This window comes from Streptomyces sp. NPDC016640, from assembly GCF_043076215.1.
In the GTDB taxonomy this organism is placed as follows: Bacteria; Actinomycetota; Actinomycetes; order Streptomycetales; family Streptomycetaceae; genus Streptomyces.
Genome location: NZ_JBIBRG010000022.1, coordinates 47,998 through 65,090, shown reverse-complemented (window position 1 = coordinate 65,090; position 17,093 = coordinate 47,998). Strand labels below are relative to the sequence as shown.

Here is a 17,093-nt window from a genome sequence, read left to right as displayed (position 1 = left end):
CAAACCCACGCCCCCCATGCGATGGCAAAGATCACACCGCGCGACATGTCACACGGCCCCGCCGGTGGCGGACGATGGTGTAACAGCACCGGTGGTACAGCGGTACTGCTGCACATGACGACCGAGACCGAGGGGCCCCGGGGGCGGCGGGAGGGCGAGGAGCCGGCGCTCACGATCGACGAGCCGGCGGCCCGGGCCGGCGTCACGGTGCGCACGGTCCGCTTCTACGGCACCAAGGGCCTGCTCCCGCCCCCGGCGACCGGACCGCGGCGGGTCGGTCACTACGGGCGGGAGCATCTGGCCCGGCCGGCGCTGATCGAGGAGCTGCAGCGCCAGGGCATGACGCCGGCCGCCGTCGAGCGGTACCCGGGGCGGCTGCCCGCCGGCCCGAGCGTGCGGGAGCCGGCGATCCAGCGGGCCGTGGTGGCCTCCTGGGCACCGGAGAGGACCGAGACGGTGACGCGTGCGGAACCGGACCGCCGGGCGGGCCGGCCGCTGGCCGACGAGGAGGTCGAGCGGCCGGCGGCGATGGACGTCGTCCGGCGCGACGGCGACCGCTACCGCCCGGACGCCGGGCTGCTGGGGCTCGGCGTCGAACTGCTGGACGTCCCGCCGTCGCACGAGACGGTCCTCGCCGCCCGCACCGCGCTCATCGAGCACTCCCGCGCCGCCGCCCACGAGCTGTCACGGCTGCTGCGCGACGCGGTGGCGGAGCGGCACGCGCGGGACGTGCGGTCCCTGTCCGCCCCTGTGCATCCGCTCGTGGTGCAGGCGCTGCCCACCACCTTCCAGCGGTCCCTGAAGGAGGAGCTGCGGGAGTGGCCCGGCCACGAGGAGTGAGCCTCCCCCGCCGCGTCAGCGCGCGTCCGTGAAGACCTCGCCCTTCTCCGCCTTCTCCACCAGCAGTGCCGGCGGGGCGAAGCGCTCGCCGTAGCGCTCGGCGAGTTCACGCGCGCGCGCGACGAACCCGGGCAGGCCGCCCTCGTAGCCGTTGGCGTACTGCAGCACGCCCCCGGTCCAGCCGGGGAAGCCGATGCCGAGGATCGAGCCGATGTTGGCGTCGGCCACGGACGTCAGCACGCCCTCCTCCAGCAGCCGCACGGTGTCCAGCGCCTCGGCGAACAGCATGCGTTCCTGCATGTCGCGGAACGGGATCCGGTACCCGGGCCGGGTGAAGTGCTCGCGCAGCCCCGGCCACAGGGCGCCGCGCCCGCCGTCCTCGCCGTACTCGTAGAAGCCGGCGCCGCCGCTGCGGCCGGTACGGCCGAACTCGTCGACCATGCGGTCGATGACGGCCTCGGCCGGGTGCGCGGTCCAGGTGCCGCCCGCCTCCTCCACCGCCCGCTTGGACTCGCTCCGGATCCTGCGGGGCAGGGTGAGCGTCAGCTCGTCCATCAGGGAGAGCACCTTGGCCGGGTAGCCGGCCTGGGCGGCGGCCTGCTCCACCGACGCGGGCTCGATGCCCTCGCCGACCATCGCGACGCCCTCGTTGATGAAGTGGCCGATGACCCGGGAGGTGAAGAAGCCCCGCGAGTCGTTGACGACGATCGGGGTCTTGCCGATCTGCCGGACCAGGTCGAAGGCGCGGGCCAGTGCCTCGTCCCCGGTGCGCTCGCCCCTGATGATCTCGACGAGCGGCATCCTGTCGACGGGCGAGAAGAAGTGCAGGCCGATGAAGTCGCCCTGCCGCCGGACTCCTTCGGCGAGGGCGGTGATGGGCAGCGTGGAGGTGTTGGAGCACAGCAGCGCGTCGGGGGCGACAACGTCCTGGATCTCCTGGAAGACCTTGTGCTTCAGCGAGGTGTCCTCGAAGACGGCCTCGATGACCGCGTCGCAGCCGGCGAGGTCGGCCGCCTCGGCGGTGGGTGTGATCCGGGCGAGCAGCGCGTCGGCCTTCTCCCGGGTGGTGCGGCCCCTGGAGACGGCCTTGGCGCACAGCTTCTCGGAGTGGCCCTTGCCCTGGGCGGCCGCCTCCGGGGAGACGTCCTTGAGGACGACGTCGATCCCCGCGCGGGCGCACGCGTAGGCGATGCCGGCGCCCATCATCCCGGCGCCGAGGACGGCGACCCTGCGGACCGTGCGCTGCTCGGTCCCCCGGGGGCGGTTGGCGCCGGAGTTGACGGCCTGGAGGTCGAAGAAGAAGGCCTGGATCATGTTCTTCGACGTCTGTCCGGCGGCCAGTTCGACGAAGTACCGGGCTTCGATGGCCTGGGCGGTGTCGAAGTCGACCTGGGCGCCCTCGACGGCGGCGGCGAGGATGTTCCGCGGAGCCGGGTAGGGGGCGCCGTTGGTCTGCTTGCGCAGGGTGGCCGGGAAGGCCGGCAGGTTGGCCGCGAACTTGGGGTGGGAGGGGGTGCCGCCCGGGATGCGGTAGCCCGGCCTGTCCCAGGGCTGGGCGGACTCGGGGTGGGCGTCGATGAACGCGCGGGCCCTGGCGAGGAGTTCCTCCGGCGTGTCGGCCACCTCGTCGACGAGGCCGTTGTCCAGGGCCCGCCGGGGGCTGTACCGGGTGCCCTGGAGGAGGACCTTCAGCAGGGCGTCGGCGATGCCGAGCAGGCGGACGGTGCGGACGACACCGCCGCCTCCGGGGAGCAGGCCGAGGGTGACCTCGGGGCAGCCGATCCTGGAGCCGGGGGCGTCGAGGGCGATCCGGTGGTGGCAGGCCAGGGCGAGTTCGTAACCGCCGCCGAGCGCCGCGCCGTTGATCGCCGCGACGACCGGCTTGCCGAGGGTCTCGACGCGGCGCAGCTGCCGCTTGATCGCCATGCCGCCGTCGAACAGGTCCTGCGCCGTCCCGGGGGTGACCCGGATCAGGTCGCGCAGGTCGCCGCCGGCGAAGAAGGTCTTCTTCGCGGACGTCAGGATGACCCCCCTGATGGAGTCCTTCTCGGCCTCCAGGCGGTCGGTGATCACGGCGAGGGAGTCGCGGAACGCCTGGTTCATGGTGTTCGCGGACTGGTTCGGGTCGTCGAGGACGAGGGTGACGACGCCGGTGTCGTCCTGTTCCCAGCGGATCGTGGTGCTCTCGGTCATGAGGAGGTCTCCGGGTCTTCGTGGAAGTGCTTGCGGGCGCCGGGATTCAGAGGCGTTCGACGATGGTGGCGATGCCCATGCCGCCGCCCACGCACAGCGTGGCGAGGCCGTAGCGCTTGTCCCGGCGCTCCAGTTCGTCGACGAGGGTGCCCAGGATCATCGCGCCGGTGGCGCCGAGCGGGTGGCCGAGCGCGATGGCGCCGCCGTTGACGTTGACCTTGTCCAGGGACAGGCCCATGTCCTTCACGAAGCGCAGCACGACCGCCGCGAACGCCTCGTTGATCTCGACGAGGTCGATGTCGTCGATGGTCAGACCGGCCCGGGCGAGGGCCTTGCGGGTGGCGGGGGCGGGCCCGGTGAGCATGATGGTGGGCTCGGAGCCGGACACGGCGGCGGAGACGATCCGGGCGCGCGGGGTGAGCCCGTGGCGCTCGCCGACCTCCTTGGAGCCGATGGCGACGAGGGCCGCGCCGTCCACGATGCCGGAGGAGTTGCCCGCGTGGTGGACGTGGTCGATCCTCTCGACCCAGTGGTACTTCTGCAGCGCCACCGCGTCGAAGCCGCCCAGCTCGCCGATGTCCGCGAAGGACGGCTTCAGCCCGGCCAGCGAGTCGGCGGTGGTGCCCGGGCGCATGTGCTCGTCGTGGTCGAGGACGGTGAGGCCGCTGCGGTCCCTCACCGGGACGACGGACCGCTCGAAGCGGTTCTCCTTCCAGGCGGTGGCGGCGCGCTCCTGGGACAGCGCCGCGTACTCGTCGACGTCGCGCCGGGAGAAGCCCTCGACGGTCGCGATCAGGTCGGCGCCGATGCCCTGCGGCACGAAGCCGACGGCGAGGTTGGTCATCGGGTCGTTGAACCAGGCGCCGCCGTCCGAGGCCATCGGCACCCGGGACATCGACTCCACGCCGCCCGCGAGCACCAGGTCCTCCCAGCCGGAACGGACCTTGGCGGCGGCCAGGTTGACGGCCTCCAGACCGGAGGCACAGAAGCGGTTCTCCTGCACGCCCGCCACCGTGTCGGGCAGTCCGGCGGCGATGGCGGCGATGCGGGCGATGTCGGAGCCCTGGTCGCCGACGGGTCCGACGACGCCGAGCACGATGTCGTCGACGGCGGCCGGGTCCAGGTCCGGGAACCGGTCGCGGATCTCGTGGATGAGCCCGACGACCAGGTCGATGGGCTTGGTCCCGTGCAGGGCGCCGCCGGCCTTGCCGCGCCCGCGCGGGGTGCGGATCGCGTCGTACACATACGCTTCGGTGCTCACGAGGGGGCCTTTCACTGAGGGTGCGGGGGTGGTGGCAGCAGTCGGGGCACGTCCCAGTCGCGGGCCACGTCCTCGGTGCCGGCGCCCGGCCGGGCGGGCCCGGTGCGGACGGTGGTGGGGGTGGCGGAGAACCGGGGTGCCGGTGCGGGCTGGGTGATGCCGCCGTGGTCGGTGAAGGTGGAGCGGGCGGCGAGGTGCGGGTGGTGCGGGGCCTCGCGCAGGGTCAGTACGGGCGCCACGCAGGCGTCGGAGTCCTCGAAGACGGCCGTCCACGCGTCGCGGGTGCGGGACCTGAAGCGGGCGGCGACCTGTTCGCGCAGTTCCGGCCACCGGGTGACGTCCGCGTGGGCGGCTGCCTGGTCCTCGATGCCGAGCAGGCGCAGGAACTCGGCGTAGAACCGCGGTTCCAGCGCGCCGACCGCCATGTGCCGGCCGTCGGCGGTCTCGTAGGTGCCGTAGTACGGGCAGCCGCCGTCGAGGAGGTTGGCGCCGCGCCGGTCCTGCCAGCCGCCGGCGGCGAGCATGCCGTGGATCATCGCCGAGAGGTGGGCGGTGCCGTCCACGACGGCGGCGTCGACGACCTGCCCGGCGCCGGTCGCGCGCGCGTGGTGCAGGGCGGCGAGGACGCCGACGACGAGGTAGAGGGAGCCGCCCGCGTAGTCGCCGAGGAGGTTGGCGGGGACGGCCGGGGGCCGGTCCGGGTCGCCGATCATGCCGAGGGTGCCGGTGAGGGCGATGTAGGCGATGTCGTGGCCCGCGCGGTCGGCGAGGGGGCCGTCCTGGCCCCAGCCGGTCATCCGGCCGTAGACCAGGCGCGGGTTGCGGGCGTGGCACTCCCCCGGGCCGACGCCGAGGCGCTCGGCGACACCGGGGCGGTAGCCCTCGATCAGGACGTCGGCGCGTCCGGCGAGGTCGAGGACGCGCGCTGCCCCGCCGGGGGCCTTCAGGTCGACGATCACCGAGCGCTTGTTGCGGTTGGTGACGTCGCGGGCGGGGTCGATCCCGAGGCCGGGGCCGCCCGGGCGGTCCACGCGGACGACGTCGGCGCCCAGGTCGGCCAGGAGCATCGCGGCGAACGGGCCCGGTCCGATCCCGGCCAGCTCGATCACGCGCACACCGGTGAGCGGACCGTGTCCCGGCGCCTTCGCCTCCGTCATCGAGCCCCCAACGGCTGTGACACCACTGATGTAACACCCGCGATGCTAAGAACGCGTTCCACCCCGCACAAGGGGCGGGCGAGCAAGCGCTTAGCCACTGTACGGGGCGGTGTCCGGTTGCGCCCGCATCCGCCGCGCTTGCCGTATCCGGCGTCGCCCGGGCTCGCCGCCGGGTCCCGCGTCCCGCACGCTAGCCTCGGCCTCCGACAGCGGCGCGGCTGCACGACCAAGGGGTGTCATGAGCAGGCTGAACAGGACGGACCGTCCGTACGACATCGTGCTCTTCGGGGCGACCGGCTTCGCCGGGACGCTGACCGCGGAGTATCTCGCCGCCCATGGCCCCGACGGGCTGCGCTGGGCGATCGCCGGCCGCAGCACGGAGAAGCTGGAGCGGCTGCGGGAACGGCTGCCCGGCGGCGCGGAGGTCGGGCTGCTGCGGGCGGACGTGTCCGACCCGGCCTCGCTGCGCGCCCTCGCCGAGCACGCGCGCGTGGTGGCCACCACCGTGGGCCCCTACATGGAGTACGGCGAGGGACTCGTCGCCGCCTGCGCGGACACCGGCACCGACTACGTCGACCTGACGGGTGAGCCCGAGTTCGTGGACCTGATGTACGTCCGTCATGACGCACGCGCGCGGGAGACCGGGGCCCGGCTGGTGCACGCCTGCGGTTTCGACTCGGTGCCGCACGACCTGGGCGCGTACTTCACCGTGCGGCGGCTGCCGGAGGGGGTGCCGCTGACCGTGGACGGTTTCGTGACCGCCGACGCCGCCTTCTCGGGCGGCACCTTCGCCTCGGCACTGAACCAGTTCGCCCGGCACCGGCAGCTCCGCGCGGCGGCCCTGGACCGCCGGCGCCACGAACCGAGGCTGGTGGGCCGCCGGGTGTCGGCCCCGGCGGGCGCGCCGCGCTACGCGCCGGAGGTCGGCGCCTGGGCCCTGCCCCTGCCGACCGTCGACGCGCAGATCGTGCGCCGCTCGGCCAGGGCACTCGACCGGTACGGCCCCGACTTCCGCTACCGGCACTACGCGGCCGTCCGCCGTCTCCCGGTGGCGGTGGGCGGGGTCGCGGCCGTGGGCGCCCTGGTCGCGGCCGCCCAGCTCCCACCGCTGCGGCGCCGGCTCGCCGGCCGGCTCGTGCCCGGCGACGGGCCGAGCCCCGAGAAGCGCGCCCGGAGCTGGTTCAGCGTCCGCTTCGTCGGCGAGGGCGGCGGACGGCGGGTGTACGCGGAGGTCGCGGGCGGCGACCCCGGCTACGACGAGACGGCGAAGATGCTGGCCGAGGGGGCCCTCTGCCTCGCCTTCGACGACCTCCCGCCGACGGCGGGGCAGGTCACGACAGCGGTGGCGATGGGCGACGCGCTGATCGAACGGCTGCGCGCGGCGGGGCTCCGCTTCCGCGTCGCCGCGACCCGCTGACGGCGGGGGCCGGCCGGAGGCCGCCCTACAGCGGCCACGCGGCCAGCGTGCAGACCATCCCGGCGATCCAGCCCAGCCCGGCCAGTACGGCGAGGGCGAGCCCGACGGTCACGGCCCGCCCGACGGGCCGGCCGTCGGCGGCAACGGATCGGGGTGCGCGGCGCGTTGTCATGCCCGTCAGCCTGCCGGGGCGGACGCGGCCCGGCATCCGCGCGGGTACTCAGTTCGTTCCTCGGCCCTCGGCGGGGTACTCAGGGACACCGGCGGATCCCTCGCGGTGACTTCGGTGGGTCCTCCGCGGTGACTTCGGCGGGTCCATCACGGTGACTTCGGTGACTCCTCCAGCAGGACGTCGGGGAGAGTCCGGCGTCGACCGTCATCCGGCGGGGCGGGCGGACCGCCGTATCACCAGGTCCGTCCGCACCTGCTCCGACGGCTCCACGGTTGCCCCGCGCGGCATCGCCGCCAGGGCGTCGGACCGGCTGGCGGAGAGCACCCCTGCCGTCGTCCCGCTCATCCGCGTGGCGTGCGCGGGGCGCGCAGGTTGGCTCGAAACGGCTTGCGGAGGACAGTGTTACGTATAACCTTTCGTGCCAACCGCTCGTACACGGCCATCGCCTCACCCGCCGCCTTGCACCGACAGGAGCGTTTCGTGCCGAACATGCTCAGCCCGGCCTCGCTGCATGTGCGTTCGACCGATGATCCTCCGGTTTCCGTCGGCGGCGAGGGCGCCCCATGAGTTATGTGAGCCTGCTGCGCAATCCCTACGCGGCCCGGTTGCTGGCGGGCACCCTCGTCGGGCGGCTGCCGAGCGCGATGGCCGCCGTCGCGATCCCCCTGGCCCTGCGCGACGCAGGCGCGCCGTACGGGTTCATCGGGCTTGCCGTCGGGGCGTTCGCCGTCGCGGCGGCTGTGGCAGGGCCCTTGCTCGGCCGCCTCGTGGACCGTGTCGGCCAGCCCCTGGTACTGCTGGGGACAGCCGTGCTGGCGGGCTGCGGGTTCCTGGTGGTCGCGGTGGCCCTCGATCACCGGGCCGGCGTCGTGGCCGGTGCAGCCCTGGCGGGGGCGGCGACCCCGCCGCTGGAGCCCTGCCTGCGGGCGCTGTGGCCGGATGTCGTCGACGCCGGGAAGCTGGAGTCGGCCTACGCACTGGACTCCGCCTCCCAGCAACTGATCTTCGTGGGCGGACCGTTGATCGTCGCCGGTTGCGTCTCCGTCGCCTCACCCGCAGGAGCCCTGTGGGCCGCCTCACTGCTGGGACTCGCGGGGGTCCTCGTCGTCGCCACCGCGGCTCCCGCCCGGGCCTGGCGGGCCCCTGCCCGCCGGGCCGACTGGCTCGGCCCGATGCGCAGCCGCAGTCTCGTCGTGCTGCTGACCAGCCTCACCGGGGTGGGCGTGGCCATCGGCACGCTCAATGTCGTCGTCGTGTCCTACGCGGAGGAGCACCCGCTGCCCGGGGGCGCCCCGACGCTCCTGTCCCTGAACGCCCTCGGCGCTCTGGCCGGAGGACTCCTCTACGGTGCCGTGCGCCGCTGGCCCGTGCCACCCGCGCGGCGGACTCTGCTGCTGGCCGTCGGCCTGGCGCTGGGCTACGCGCTCCTGTGCCTGTTGCCCGCGCCACCGTTCATGGCCTGTCTGATGCTGCTGACCGGGCTGTTCCTCGCACCGCTGCTGACCGTCTCCTTCGTCCTGGTCGGAGAGCTCGCCCCGACCGGTACCGTCACCGAGGCCTTCGCCTGGCTGGTGACGCTGGTGGCCTCGGGCTCGGCGCTGGGGTCCGCCGTCGTCGGACTGGTCCTGGAGCACCGAGGTCTCACCTGGGCGGCGGCGTGCGGCGTCCTGGGGCTCGCCTCGAGCGTCCTCATCCTCCTGGCCGGGCAGTCCCGGCTGGACCTGGACCAGCGTGCGGACGCCAGGGCGTCGGCTGTTCCGTCGGCGTGAACCGCGCCGCGGCCCGATGCCTCCGCCGCCTCGGCCGTGATCCCGGAAGCGAGGCGATTCGCCCGCTGCCGCCCCCGGGTCCTCGGCACCCGGGACGGGACGGCCCCCCGGCTCCGGACGTCGCCGTCCCGCGGCCCGCTTCGGCGTCGGGAAGACGACCGGGCGGCCCGAGAGCCTCCTCGGGCGCGACGGCCCCGGAGGTTCCCCAGAGGTCGAAGGACGAGCCCGGCACCGGCGCGCCCCGCCGCGCACTCGCCCCCAGTTGAGACTTCGGTCTCCCCTTGGCGAGGCCGGGCTGCGAGGAAGGGCTTCCAAGTGCCAAAGGGGAGTTCAATGAAACACTTGAAGGCATGCGATTTCTTCTCGAAGTCACCATGGACGGCGAAGCGTTGGCGAAGGATCCCGCGGGAGAGCTGGGCCGGATCCTGCGGTACTGGGGCGGGAACCTGCGTCACTACGCGCTGGTGCCCGGGGACGGGTCGGCCGTCCACGACTCGGAGTACCGCGAGGTGGGCCGGTGGAGCGTCGAGGACGCGTCCTAGGCGGACCTAGCGGGCCGCGGCCTCGCCGAGGGCCCGGCGGCACAGGGCGTCCGCCCTGCGGGTGGTCTCCGGGAGGCGGTACGCGGGGGCCAGCGCGAGGACGTGGGCGCAGGCGTTGTCCAGGCTCACGCGGTGGCCGACCGAGACGAACACCGGCTTGACGGCGTCCCTGGTGCGCAGGGCCCGGCCGACCTCCTCGCTCCCGGAGAGCAGGGGTGCCGTGCTGCCGCGCGGGGTGTCCGGTTCCTCGTGGGTGAAGGTGAAGGGGTTCTTGGCGACGCCGATCGTGGGCAGGCCGGTGAGCACGCCGAGGTGGCTGGCCAGGCCGAACCGGCGGGGGTGGGCGAGGCCGTAGCCGTCGCAGACCACCAGGCCGGGCGGGCACGGCAGGGCGTCCAGGGCGGCGCGGACGGTGGGGATCTCGCGGAAGGCAAGCAGTCCGGGCACGTACGGGAAGGAGATCCGGCCGACGGCGGTGGCCTCGGCGACGACGTCGAGGGTCGCCGCGTCCAGGACGACGGCCGCGGCGGCTACGACGTCCCGCTCGTCGTCGTACGCCACGTCGACTCCGGTGACACGGCCGGTGCCCGGCCGGGGGCCCGCCTCGTCCAGCACCACGCGCGTGCGCAGCACGTCCTGGACGGCGCGGGCCTCTTCCTCGGTCACGGGCCAGTCGGCGGGTGTGCTCACGGTCGTCATGGTGCCCCGAGCCTACGGGGTGCGCGTGTTCCGCGCGGAGGGGGCGCGTACGGTCCCCTCCGCACGGAGCCGGTTCACTTGCCGAGCGCCCGCTGCAGCTGGCTCTTGTTCATGCTCGAACGGCCCTCGACACCGCGCTTCCTGGCCTCCTCGTACAGCTGGTCGTACGTGGGCCCCTGGGATCCCTTGCCGGACCGCAGGCCGCCGCGCCTGCCGGACGACATGTCCCGGGTCGAGGTGCGGCTCGCCGTCCTGGACTCGCCGGCCCGGGCGCGCTCCTTGTTCACCGTGCGGGCGGCGATCTCCTCGGCGCGTCCGGTGCTCTCGCCCCGGTCCTCCGCGCTCTCCTTGATGTGCTCGTACTGACGCTCCCGTTCGGGGCTGGAACCGCGTGGCATGTCCGCTCACTTCCTCTCGCGTACAGCGAACGGGTACCCGCGCCGGCAGCGGACAGGGCACACCGCACGCGTCGGTGATCCGGGCGGGCGGACGGGCGGTGGCCGGGCCCGTCCGGTGGCTGCCGGAGGGCGGCGCCGGTCCGGCCGTTCAGGCGTCCCGCATCAGCTCCGCGAGATCGTGGTCGAGGTCGAGCCGGAGGTGTTCCAGACCGGCCGGCACCAGTTCGCCGGTGGCCTCCAGGAACCGGCGCAGCTCGCCCGAGCGGACATGCACGACGGCGGTTCCCTCGGGGGCGTGGAACTCCAGCACGGTGCGGTCGTAACCGTACGGCCGCACCCGCACGTCGCCGTGGCCCTCGGGGCCCAGCAGACCCGTGGCGAGCAGTTCGCGGGCGAAGGTCCAGCAGACCTCGACACCCTCCAGGGTGGCCGGCGCGGGGAAGGTCATGCGGACGGCGAACGGGTCGTCGCGGTCGTAGCGCAGCGTGGCGGGAATGCTCGCCATCCGCGGCGCGGCGGCGACGAGGCGGGCCTCTACGGGCTGCTCGATGACGGTGGACAACGCCTTGCTCCCTCGTGACGGCTGGACGGGCTTCCCTGACGATCGGGTGGACCGGCGGACTACCGGAAAAGACGACGGAATGAGCCAATCCGTGTATCCGGGAGGCGAGTGACCTCTGTCACCGCCTTCATGCACCCCCCGGGGGCACGGTTCTCCTCATGCGCTCTTCGGGGCGCGGGTGCCCCCCGGCGGCACCCCCGTCCGCCGGGCGGAGGGCACCGGTGCGGACTCCGCCGGCGTGGTCCGCAGGGCACTGGTGATCCCGTCGAGGGCGGGGGCGGGCGACCCGGCGCGCCGGAGGAGCTGTTCGACGCGCCGCCCGTCCGCGCCCGGCAGCAGGCCCGCCGCGGCCGCGAGGGCGACGGCGGTGGCGGCCGGCCGGGGAAAGGTCTCGGGCGGCGCGGGCCCGTCGAGGATCAGCCGGGCCTCCCTGTGCAGGGCGTCCACGCGGACGGTGTCGGCCAGGACGTGCTCCACGGACGGGAACACCCACAGGACCCGCCGCCGCTCGGCGCGCAGCACCCCCTCGGCCACCAGTTGTTCGCGCACCGCGTCGAGGGTGTGGCGCGCCCGCAGCCTCACCCAGGTGTGCCAGTCGTGCGGCAAGGACTCGCTGACCAGCTCCAGCAGCCCGTCGAGGACCGCGTCGCCGGTACGGGAGTCCAGGTCGAGCGGTGTGGCGATGCCCTCGTCGTCGGTCAGCAGACCGCGCCGGGCCAGCTCGGCGAGGGCACCGGCACGCACCAGAAGGGGCAGCCGGGCGGGTTCGAGGACCTCCCGTCGCGCGGTGTCCCAGGCCAGCAGGTAGAGGCGGGCGGGCAGCGGGAGCGGGCCGTTGGGCACGAGGCCTCCTCGGGGCAGTGACATCGTGATCCGGTAAAGGCGTTGACGGCCGATCCGGCCTCTCGTACGGTTTGCAGCGGTTCTGTTGCCGTCGATGGGAGAAGGACGTTGCTCGTCTGAGGTTCTGAGACACCGCGTCACGCCTTTCAGGTGTGTACGTCGCGTGCGACCTCGGCGTTCGAGCCGTCCTCGTGGTTCCTGCGGAGCAGGGCTCCTCCCCTGCCCAGGACCTCCCTCCCGGCTGCCGGTCGTCGTCTCGCGGTGTCTCGATACGCGTGTGCCCCTCACCGTCCCGAGCAACCGCGGAGGCCCGCATGACCGCATCCATCACCGGTACGTCCCTCTCCTTCACCTGGCCCGACGGCCGCCCCGTCTTCGAGGGCCTCGACGTCGCCTTCGGCTCCGGCCGCACCGGCCTCGTCGGCGTCAACGGATCAGGCAAGTCGACCCTGTTGAAGCTGATCGCCGGTGAACTCACCCCGGCCGACGGCACCCTGAAGGTGTCCGGCGAGGTGGGGTACCTGCCGCAGAACGTGACGCCGGACACCGCGCTCCGGGTCGACGAGGCGCTCGGCATCGCCGCACGGCGGGCCGCGCTGCACGCCATCGAGGCGGGCGACGTGGCCGAGGAGCACTTCGAGACGGTCGGCGACGACTGGGACGTCGAGGAGCGTGCCCTGGCCGCGCTCGGCGGACTCGGCCTCGGGCACATCGGTCTCGACCGCACCGTCGGCGAGGTGTCCGGCGGCGAGTCGGTGCTGCTGCGGCTGGCCGCGCTGCTGCTGCGCCGCCCGGACGTGCTGCTGCTCGACGAGCCCACCAACAACCTCGACCTGTACGCCCGCAGGCGGCTGTACGCGGCCGTCGAGGGCTGGCCGGGGGTCATGGTCGTGGTCAGCCACGACCGTGAACTGCTGGACCTGGTCGACCGGATCGCGGATCTGCGCGCCGGGGAGGTCACCTGGTACGGCGGCAACTTCTCGGCCTACGAGGAGGCCCTGGCCGTGGAACAGGAGGCGGCCGAGCGCATGGTGCGGGTCGCCGAGGCGGACCTGCGCAAGCAGAAGCGCGAACTGGCCGACGCCCAGGTGAAACTGGCCCGGCGCAAGCGGTACGGGCAGAAAATGTTCGAGCAGAAACGCGAACCGAAGATCGTCATGGGGGCGCGCAGGCGCGCGGCGCAGGAGTCCGCGGGCAAGCACCGCGTCATGCACGAGGAGAAGCTCACCGAGGCCAGGGAACGCCTCGACGAGGCGGTGGAGGCCGTACGGGACGACGACGAGATCCGCGTCGACCTGCCGTACACGGCCGTACCGCCGGGTCGCGGCGTCCTCACGCTCGTGGACCTGGAGCTGGCGTACGGCGCCCGGGTGAACGGCGGCCTCGATCTGCGGGGCCCGGAGCGGATCGCGCTGATCGGACGCAACGGCGCGGGCAAGACGACGCTGCTGCGCACCGTCGCCGGGGAGCTCCAGCCGGTGTCGGGCGAGGCCACGGCGCACGTTCCGCTGCGCTTCCTGCCGCAGCGGCTCGACGTCCTCGACGCGGAGCTGACCGTCGCCGAGAACGTGGCCCGGTTCGCGCCGGGCGCCACCGACAACCGGATCCGGGCCCGGCTCGCCCGCTTCCTGTTCCGGGGCGCCCGGGCCGATCAGAGGGCGGCGACGCTCTCCGGCGGCGAGCGGTTCCGGGCGGCGCTGGCCGCACTGATGCTGGCGGAGCCCGCGCCGCAGCTGCTGATGCTGGACGAGCCGACCAACAACCTCGACATGGCCAGCGTCCGGCAGCTGACCACGGCGCTGGGTTCGTACCAGGGAGCCCTGATCGTGGCCAGTCACGATCTGCCGTTCCTGGAGTCGATCGGCATCACCCGGTGGCTGCTGATGGAGGAGGGAGAACTGAGCGAAATCACGCCGGAAGCTGTCGGGTATCCCGCCTAGCGTCGGGGGCATGAGCCACGCCAGCGAGTTCATCACCATCACCGGAGCCGGGGAGAACAACCTCAAGGACGTCACACTCCGCATCCCGAAGGGCCGGCTGACCGTGTTCACCGGCGTTTCGGGGTCGGGGAAGTCGTCGGTCGTCTTCGACACGATCGCGGTCGAGTCGCAGCGGCAGCTGGGCGAGACGTTCACCTGGTTCGTCCGCAGCCGGCTGCCCAAGTACGAACGGCCACGCGCGGAGGCCCTGGAGGACCTGACGCCCGCGATCGTCGTCGACCAGCGGCCCGTCGGCGGCCACTCCCGGTCGACGGTCGGCACGATGACGGACGTCCACCCGGTGCTGCGGGTGCTGTTCTCCCGGCACGGCACACCCGGTGCCGGGCCGGCGACGGCGTACTCGTTCAACGACCCGTCGGGCATGTGCCGCGAGTGCGACGGGCTGGGCCGGGCCGTACGGCCGGACTGGGACCGCATCCTCGACGCGGACCGCTCCCTCGCCGAGGGGGCGGTCCGCTTCCCGCCGTTCGCGGCGGGCACCTGGCAGGGGCAGACGTACACCAACAGCGACGAGCTGGACCCGCACAAACCGGTGCGTGAATTCAGCCGCGCCGAACGGGAGTTCCTGATGCGCGGACGCCCCGGCAGCAAGGTCGCCGTGAGCGGCCCGGGCGGCACCTGGACCACCGGGTACGAGGGCCTCGCCGACCGTTTCGAGCGGCTGTACCTGAAGCGGGACCTGGCGGGGATGAGCCAGCGGACCCGGGACACGGTGCGGGAGTTCCTGACCGAGGGGGTCTGCACGGTCTGCCGGGGCGCCCGGCTCAACGAGGCGGCGCTGGCGTCCCGGATCGGCGGCCGGTCCATCGCCGACTGCGCCCGGATGCAGGTCACCGACCTCATCGCCGTACTGCGGGAGATCGACGACCCGGTGGCCCGGCCGATCGCCGGGGCCGCCGTCGCCGCCCTGGAGCGGATCGAGACCATCGGCCTCGGCTACCTCAGCCTCGACCGGGAGACGGCCACCCTCTCGGGCGGCGAGGGGCAGCGGCTGAAGACCGTGCGCCACCTCGGGTCGAGCCTGACCGGGATGACGTACATCTTCGACGAGCCCAGCGTGGGACTGCATCCGCGCGACGTGCACCGGCTCGGTGAGCTGCTGCTGCGGCTGCGCGACAAGGGCAACACCGTGCTGGTGGTGGAGCACGATCCCGGCGTCATCGCCCTGGCCGATCATGTCGTCGACATGGGTCCGGGGGCGGGCACCGAGGGCGGCAGGGTGGTGTTCGAGGGGACACCGCGGGAGCTGGCCGCCTCGGGCACCCTGACGGGGCGGTGCCTGGGCCGGCGTACGGCCGTCAAGGACACGGTGCGGGAGGCGGCGGGCGAGCTGTGGGTGAAGGGGGCCGGCCGGCACAATCTGCGCGAGGTCACGGTGCGCTTCCCGGCCGGGGTGCTCACCACCGTGACGGGCGTCGCCGGCTCGGGCAAGAGCACACTGGTCGCCGAGTTCACCGCCGCCCACGGCGACGCCGTGGTGGTCGACCAGTCCTCGATCGGCATCTCCGCGCGGTCCACCCCGGCGACGTATCTCGGGATCATGGACACGGTGCGGAAGATCTTCGCGCGGGAGACGGGGGCCGAGCCGGGGCTGTTCAGCTTCAACTCCGACGGTGCCTGCGGGACCTGCGGGGGCCGCGGGATCATGTACACCGATCTCGCCTTCATGGACCCGGTGACGACGACGTGTCCCGCCTGCGAGGGGCGGCGCTTCAAGGACGAGGTGCTCCGGCTGACCGTCGGCGGCCGCTCCGTCGCCGACGTGCTGGGCATGACGGCCGAGCAGGCGCTGGACTTCTTCGACGACACCGGCGTACGGCGCAGGCTGCGCGCGCTGCGGGAGGTCGGTCTCACCTACCTCACACTGGGACAGTCGCTGTCCACCCTGTCCGGCGGCGAGCGCCAGCGCGTCAAGCTGGCCACCCGGCTGCACCGCAAGGGCGTGGTGTACGTGCTCGACGAGCCGACCACCGGGCTGCACATGGCGGACGTGGACGGCCTCGTCGCCCTGCTGGACCGGCTCGTGGACGCGGGCAACACCGTGATCGTCGTCGAGCACGATCTGAACGTCGTCGCCCGCGCCGACTGGGTGATCGACCTCGGTCCGGACGGCGGCAGGGACGGCGGACGGGTGGTCTTCGAGGGCACACCGGCCGGGTTGCTCGAGGCCGAGGGGTCCTTCACGGGGCAGTATCTGCGCAGGGCCTGCGGGTGAGGACCGCCACCGGTGATCCGTCCGGTCGCCGCCGGAGGGTGGCCCGGTCCGGATGCGCACTGCATGATGGCTGCTCCGGCGCCGGAGGGAGGCAGGCCGCTTCCCGGCCGGCCCCGGACCGGCCGGCACCTGCCCCATGCGATAGGGAGTCACCCTCGTGCCCAGCAAGAAGGCCCTCGTCCGCCGCCCCGCCCTCCGACCGGCCGAAGGACCGGTGACGCACGGCGAGCGGGACCGTGTCGACGTCGACCGCGCGGTGGAGCAGTGGGAGGCGTACACGGAAACGCTGCGCGCCCACGGCTGGGAGACGATCGAGGTGGAGCCGGCCGACGGCTGCCCGGACTCGGTGTTCGTCGAGGACACGGTGGTGATGTACCGGAACGTGGCGCTGATCGCCCGGTCCGGCGCCGAGTCCCGGCGCGCGGAGGCGGTCGGGGTGGAGGAGGCGGTGGCGTCCCTGGGCTGTTCGGTGAACTGGGTCTGGGAGCCGGGCACGCTGGACGGCGGCGACGTCCTCAAGGTCGGCGACACCGTCTACGTGGGCCGCGGCGGGCGCACCAACGCGGCCGGGGTGCAGCAGCTGCGGGCGGCGTTCGAGCCGCTGGGGGCGCGGGTGGTCGCCGTGCCGGTGACCAAGGTGCTGCACCTGAAGTCGGCGGTCACGGCCCTGCCGGACGGGACGGCCATCGGGCACGTCCCGGCCATGGACGCGCCGTCGCTGTTCCCCCGCCTGCTGCCGGTGCCCGAGGAGTCTGGGGCGCATGTGGTGCTGCTCGGCGGGGACAGGCTGCTGATGGCGGCGAGCGCGCCGAGGACCGCGGAGCTGTTCGCGGACCTCGGATACGAGCCGGTCCCGGTGGACATCGGCGAGTTCGAGAAGCTCGAGGGGTGTGTGACATGCCTCTCGGTGCGTCTGCGGGATCTGTACGCCTGACCCGGGTTCCCTCCCCCGTGCGGCTCGGCGACCTGCGGCTCCGGGCGGCCGGCGGCCCGGACGACACTCCGGGGAGAACCCACTGATCAGC

At 73.5% G+C, this 17,093-nt stretch carries 16 protein-coding genes; 7 read left to right on the top strand and 9 right to left on the bottom strand.

The annotated features are described in order from the left end of the window. The first annotated feature begins 114 nt into the window (after window positions 1-114). Entirely contained in the window at window positions 115-840 is a 726-nt protein-coding gene (locus ACF07S_RS31935) for a MerR family transcriptional regulator (protein WP_391975767.1), read from the top strand. A gap of 15 nt (window positions 841-855) precedes the next feature. On the opposite strand, the gene ACF07S_RS31930 is transcribed toward ACF07S_RS31935, so the two are convergent. Genes ACF07S_RS31930 through ACF07S_RS31920 form a run of 3 tightly spaced genes read right to left on the bottom strand, consistent with a single transcriptional unit; the run spans window position 856 to window position 5,451 of the window. Next, window positions 856-3,033, bottom strand: coding sequence for a 3-hydroxyacyl-CoA dehydrogenase NAD-binding domain-containing protein (locus ACF07S_RS31930; RefSeq protein WP_391975766.1), 2,178 nt, complete (start codon window positions 3,031-3,033; stop codon window positions 856-858). 46 nt (window positions 3,034-3,079) lie between these two features. Then, entirely contained in the window at window positions 3,080-4,294 is a 1,215-nt protein-coding gene (locus ACF07S_RS31925; RefSeq protein ID WP_391966869.1) for an acetyl-CoA C-acetyltransferase, read from the bottom strand. 11 nt (window positions 4,295-4,305) lie between these two features. After that, entirely contained in the window at window positions 4,306-5,451 is a 1,146-nt protein-coding gene (locus ACF07S_RS31920) for a CaiB/BaiF CoA transferase family protein (RefSeq protein ID WP_391966870.1), read from the bottom strand. 238 nt (window positions 5,452-5,689) lie between these two features. On the opposite strand from ACF07S_RS31920, the gene ACF07S_RS31915 reads away from it, so the two are divergent. Further along, window positions 5,690-6,868 (top strand): saccharopine dehydrogenase family protein, encoded by a 1,179-nt coding sequence (locus tag ACF07S_RS31915; RefSeq protein ID WP_391966871.1) that lies wholly within the window; start codon window positions 5,690-5,692, stop codon window positions 6,866-6,868. A 25-nt stretch (window positions 6,869-6,893) separates the two neighbouring features. On the opposite strand, the gene mmpA is transcribed toward ACF07S_RS31915, so the two are convergent. Continuing rightward, on the bottom strand, window positions 6,894-7,040 hold the full coding sequence (gene mmpA, locus ACF07S_RS31910) for a morphogenic membrane protein MmpA (protein ID WP_391966872.1): 147 nt from the start codon (window positions 7,038-7,040) through the stop codon (window positions 6,894-6,896). A 204-nt stretch (window positions 7,041-7,244) separates the two neighbouring features. Next, on the bottom strand, window positions 7,245-7,385 hold the full coding sequence (locus tag ACF07S_RS31905; RefSeq protein WP_391975765.1) for a hypothetical protein: 141 nt from the start codon (window positions 7,383-7,385) through the stop codon (window positions 7,245-7,247). Between the two features lie 218 nt (window positions 7,386-7,603). Between ACF07S_RS31905 and ACF07S_RS31900 the strand changes: the two genes are divergently transcribed. Next, window positions 7,604-8,809 (top strand): MFS transporter, encoded by a 1,206-nt coding sequence (locus ACF07S_RS31900; RefSeq protein WP_391975764.1) that lies wholly within the window; start codon window positions 7,604-7,606, stop codon window positions 8,807-8,809. Between the two features lie 350 nt (window positions 8,810-9,159). Beyond that, entirely contained in the window at window positions 9,160-9,351 is a 192-nt protein-coding gene (locus ACF07S_RS31895) for a hypothetical protein (protein WP_391966874.1), read from the top strand. A 6-nt stretch (window positions 9,352-9,357) separates the two neighbouring features. On the opposite strand, the gene ACF07S_RS31890 is transcribed toward ACF07S_RS31895, so the two are convergent. The 4 genes from ACF07S_RS31890 to ACF07S_RS31875 all read right to left on the bottom strand — a co-directional run bounded on the left by ACF07S_RS31890 (window position 9,358) and on the right by ACF07S_RS31875 (window position 11,853). Continuing rightward, window positions 9,358-10,050, bottom strand: coding sequence for an endonuclease V (locus ACF07S_RS31890; RefSeq protein WP_391966875.1), 693 nt, complete (start codon window positions 10,048-10,050; stop codon window positions 9,358-9,360). A gap of 74 nt (window positions 10,051-10,124) precedes the next feature. Continuing rightward, a complete protein-coding gene (locus ACF07S_RS31885) occupies window positions 10,125-10,448 on the bottom strand; it encodes a plasmid stabilization protein (protein WP_391966876.1) in 324 nt (107 codons plus the stop codon). A 148-nt stretch (window positions 10,449-10,596) separates the two neighbouring features. Then, entirely contained in the window at window positions 10,597-11,010 is a 414-nt protein-coding gene (locus tag ACF07S_RS31880) for an SsgA family sporulation/cell division regulator (protein ID WP_391966877.1), read from the bottom strand. Between the two features lie 156 nt (window positions 11,011-11,166). Next, the gene (locus ACF07S_RS31875) at window positions 11,167-11,853 is read right to left on the bottom strand and encodes a GPP34 family phosphoprotein (RefSeq protein WP_391966878.1); all 687 of its coding nucleotides are present in this window, start codon (window positions 11,851-11,853) and stop codon (window positions 11,167-11,169) included. Window positions 11,854-12,167: 314 nt separating this feature from the next. Between ACF07S_RS31875 and ACF07S_RS31870 the strand changes: the two genes are divergently transcribed. The 3 genes from ACF07S_RS31870 (at window position 12,168) to ddaH (ending at window position 17,002) form a co-directional block, all read left to right on the top strand. Further along, complete coding sequence (locus ACF07S_RS31870) at window positions 12,168-13,793, top strand: ABC-F family ATP-binding cassette domain-containing protein (protein WP_391975763.1); 1,626 nt, start codon at window positions 12,168-12,170, stop codon at window positions 13,791-13,793. A 10-nt stretch (window positions 13,794-13,803) separates the two neighbouring features. Next, window positions 13,804-16,068 carry an ATP-binding cassette domain-containing protein gene (locus tag ACF07S_RS31865; protein ID WP_391975762.1) on the top strand — a complete coding sequence of 755 codons (2,265 nt, stop codon included), beginning with the start codon at window positions 13,804-13,806 and terminating at the stop codon, window positions 16,066-16,068. Window positions 16,069-16,225: 157 nt separating this feature from the next. Then, on the top strand, window positions 16,226-17,002 hold the full coding sequence (ddaH, locus tag ACF07S_RS31860; RefSeq protein WP_391975761.1) for a dimethylargininase: 777 nt from the start codon (window positions 16,226-16,228) through the stop codon (window positions 17,000-17,002). Window positions 17,003-17,093 lie beyond the last annotated feature (91 nt).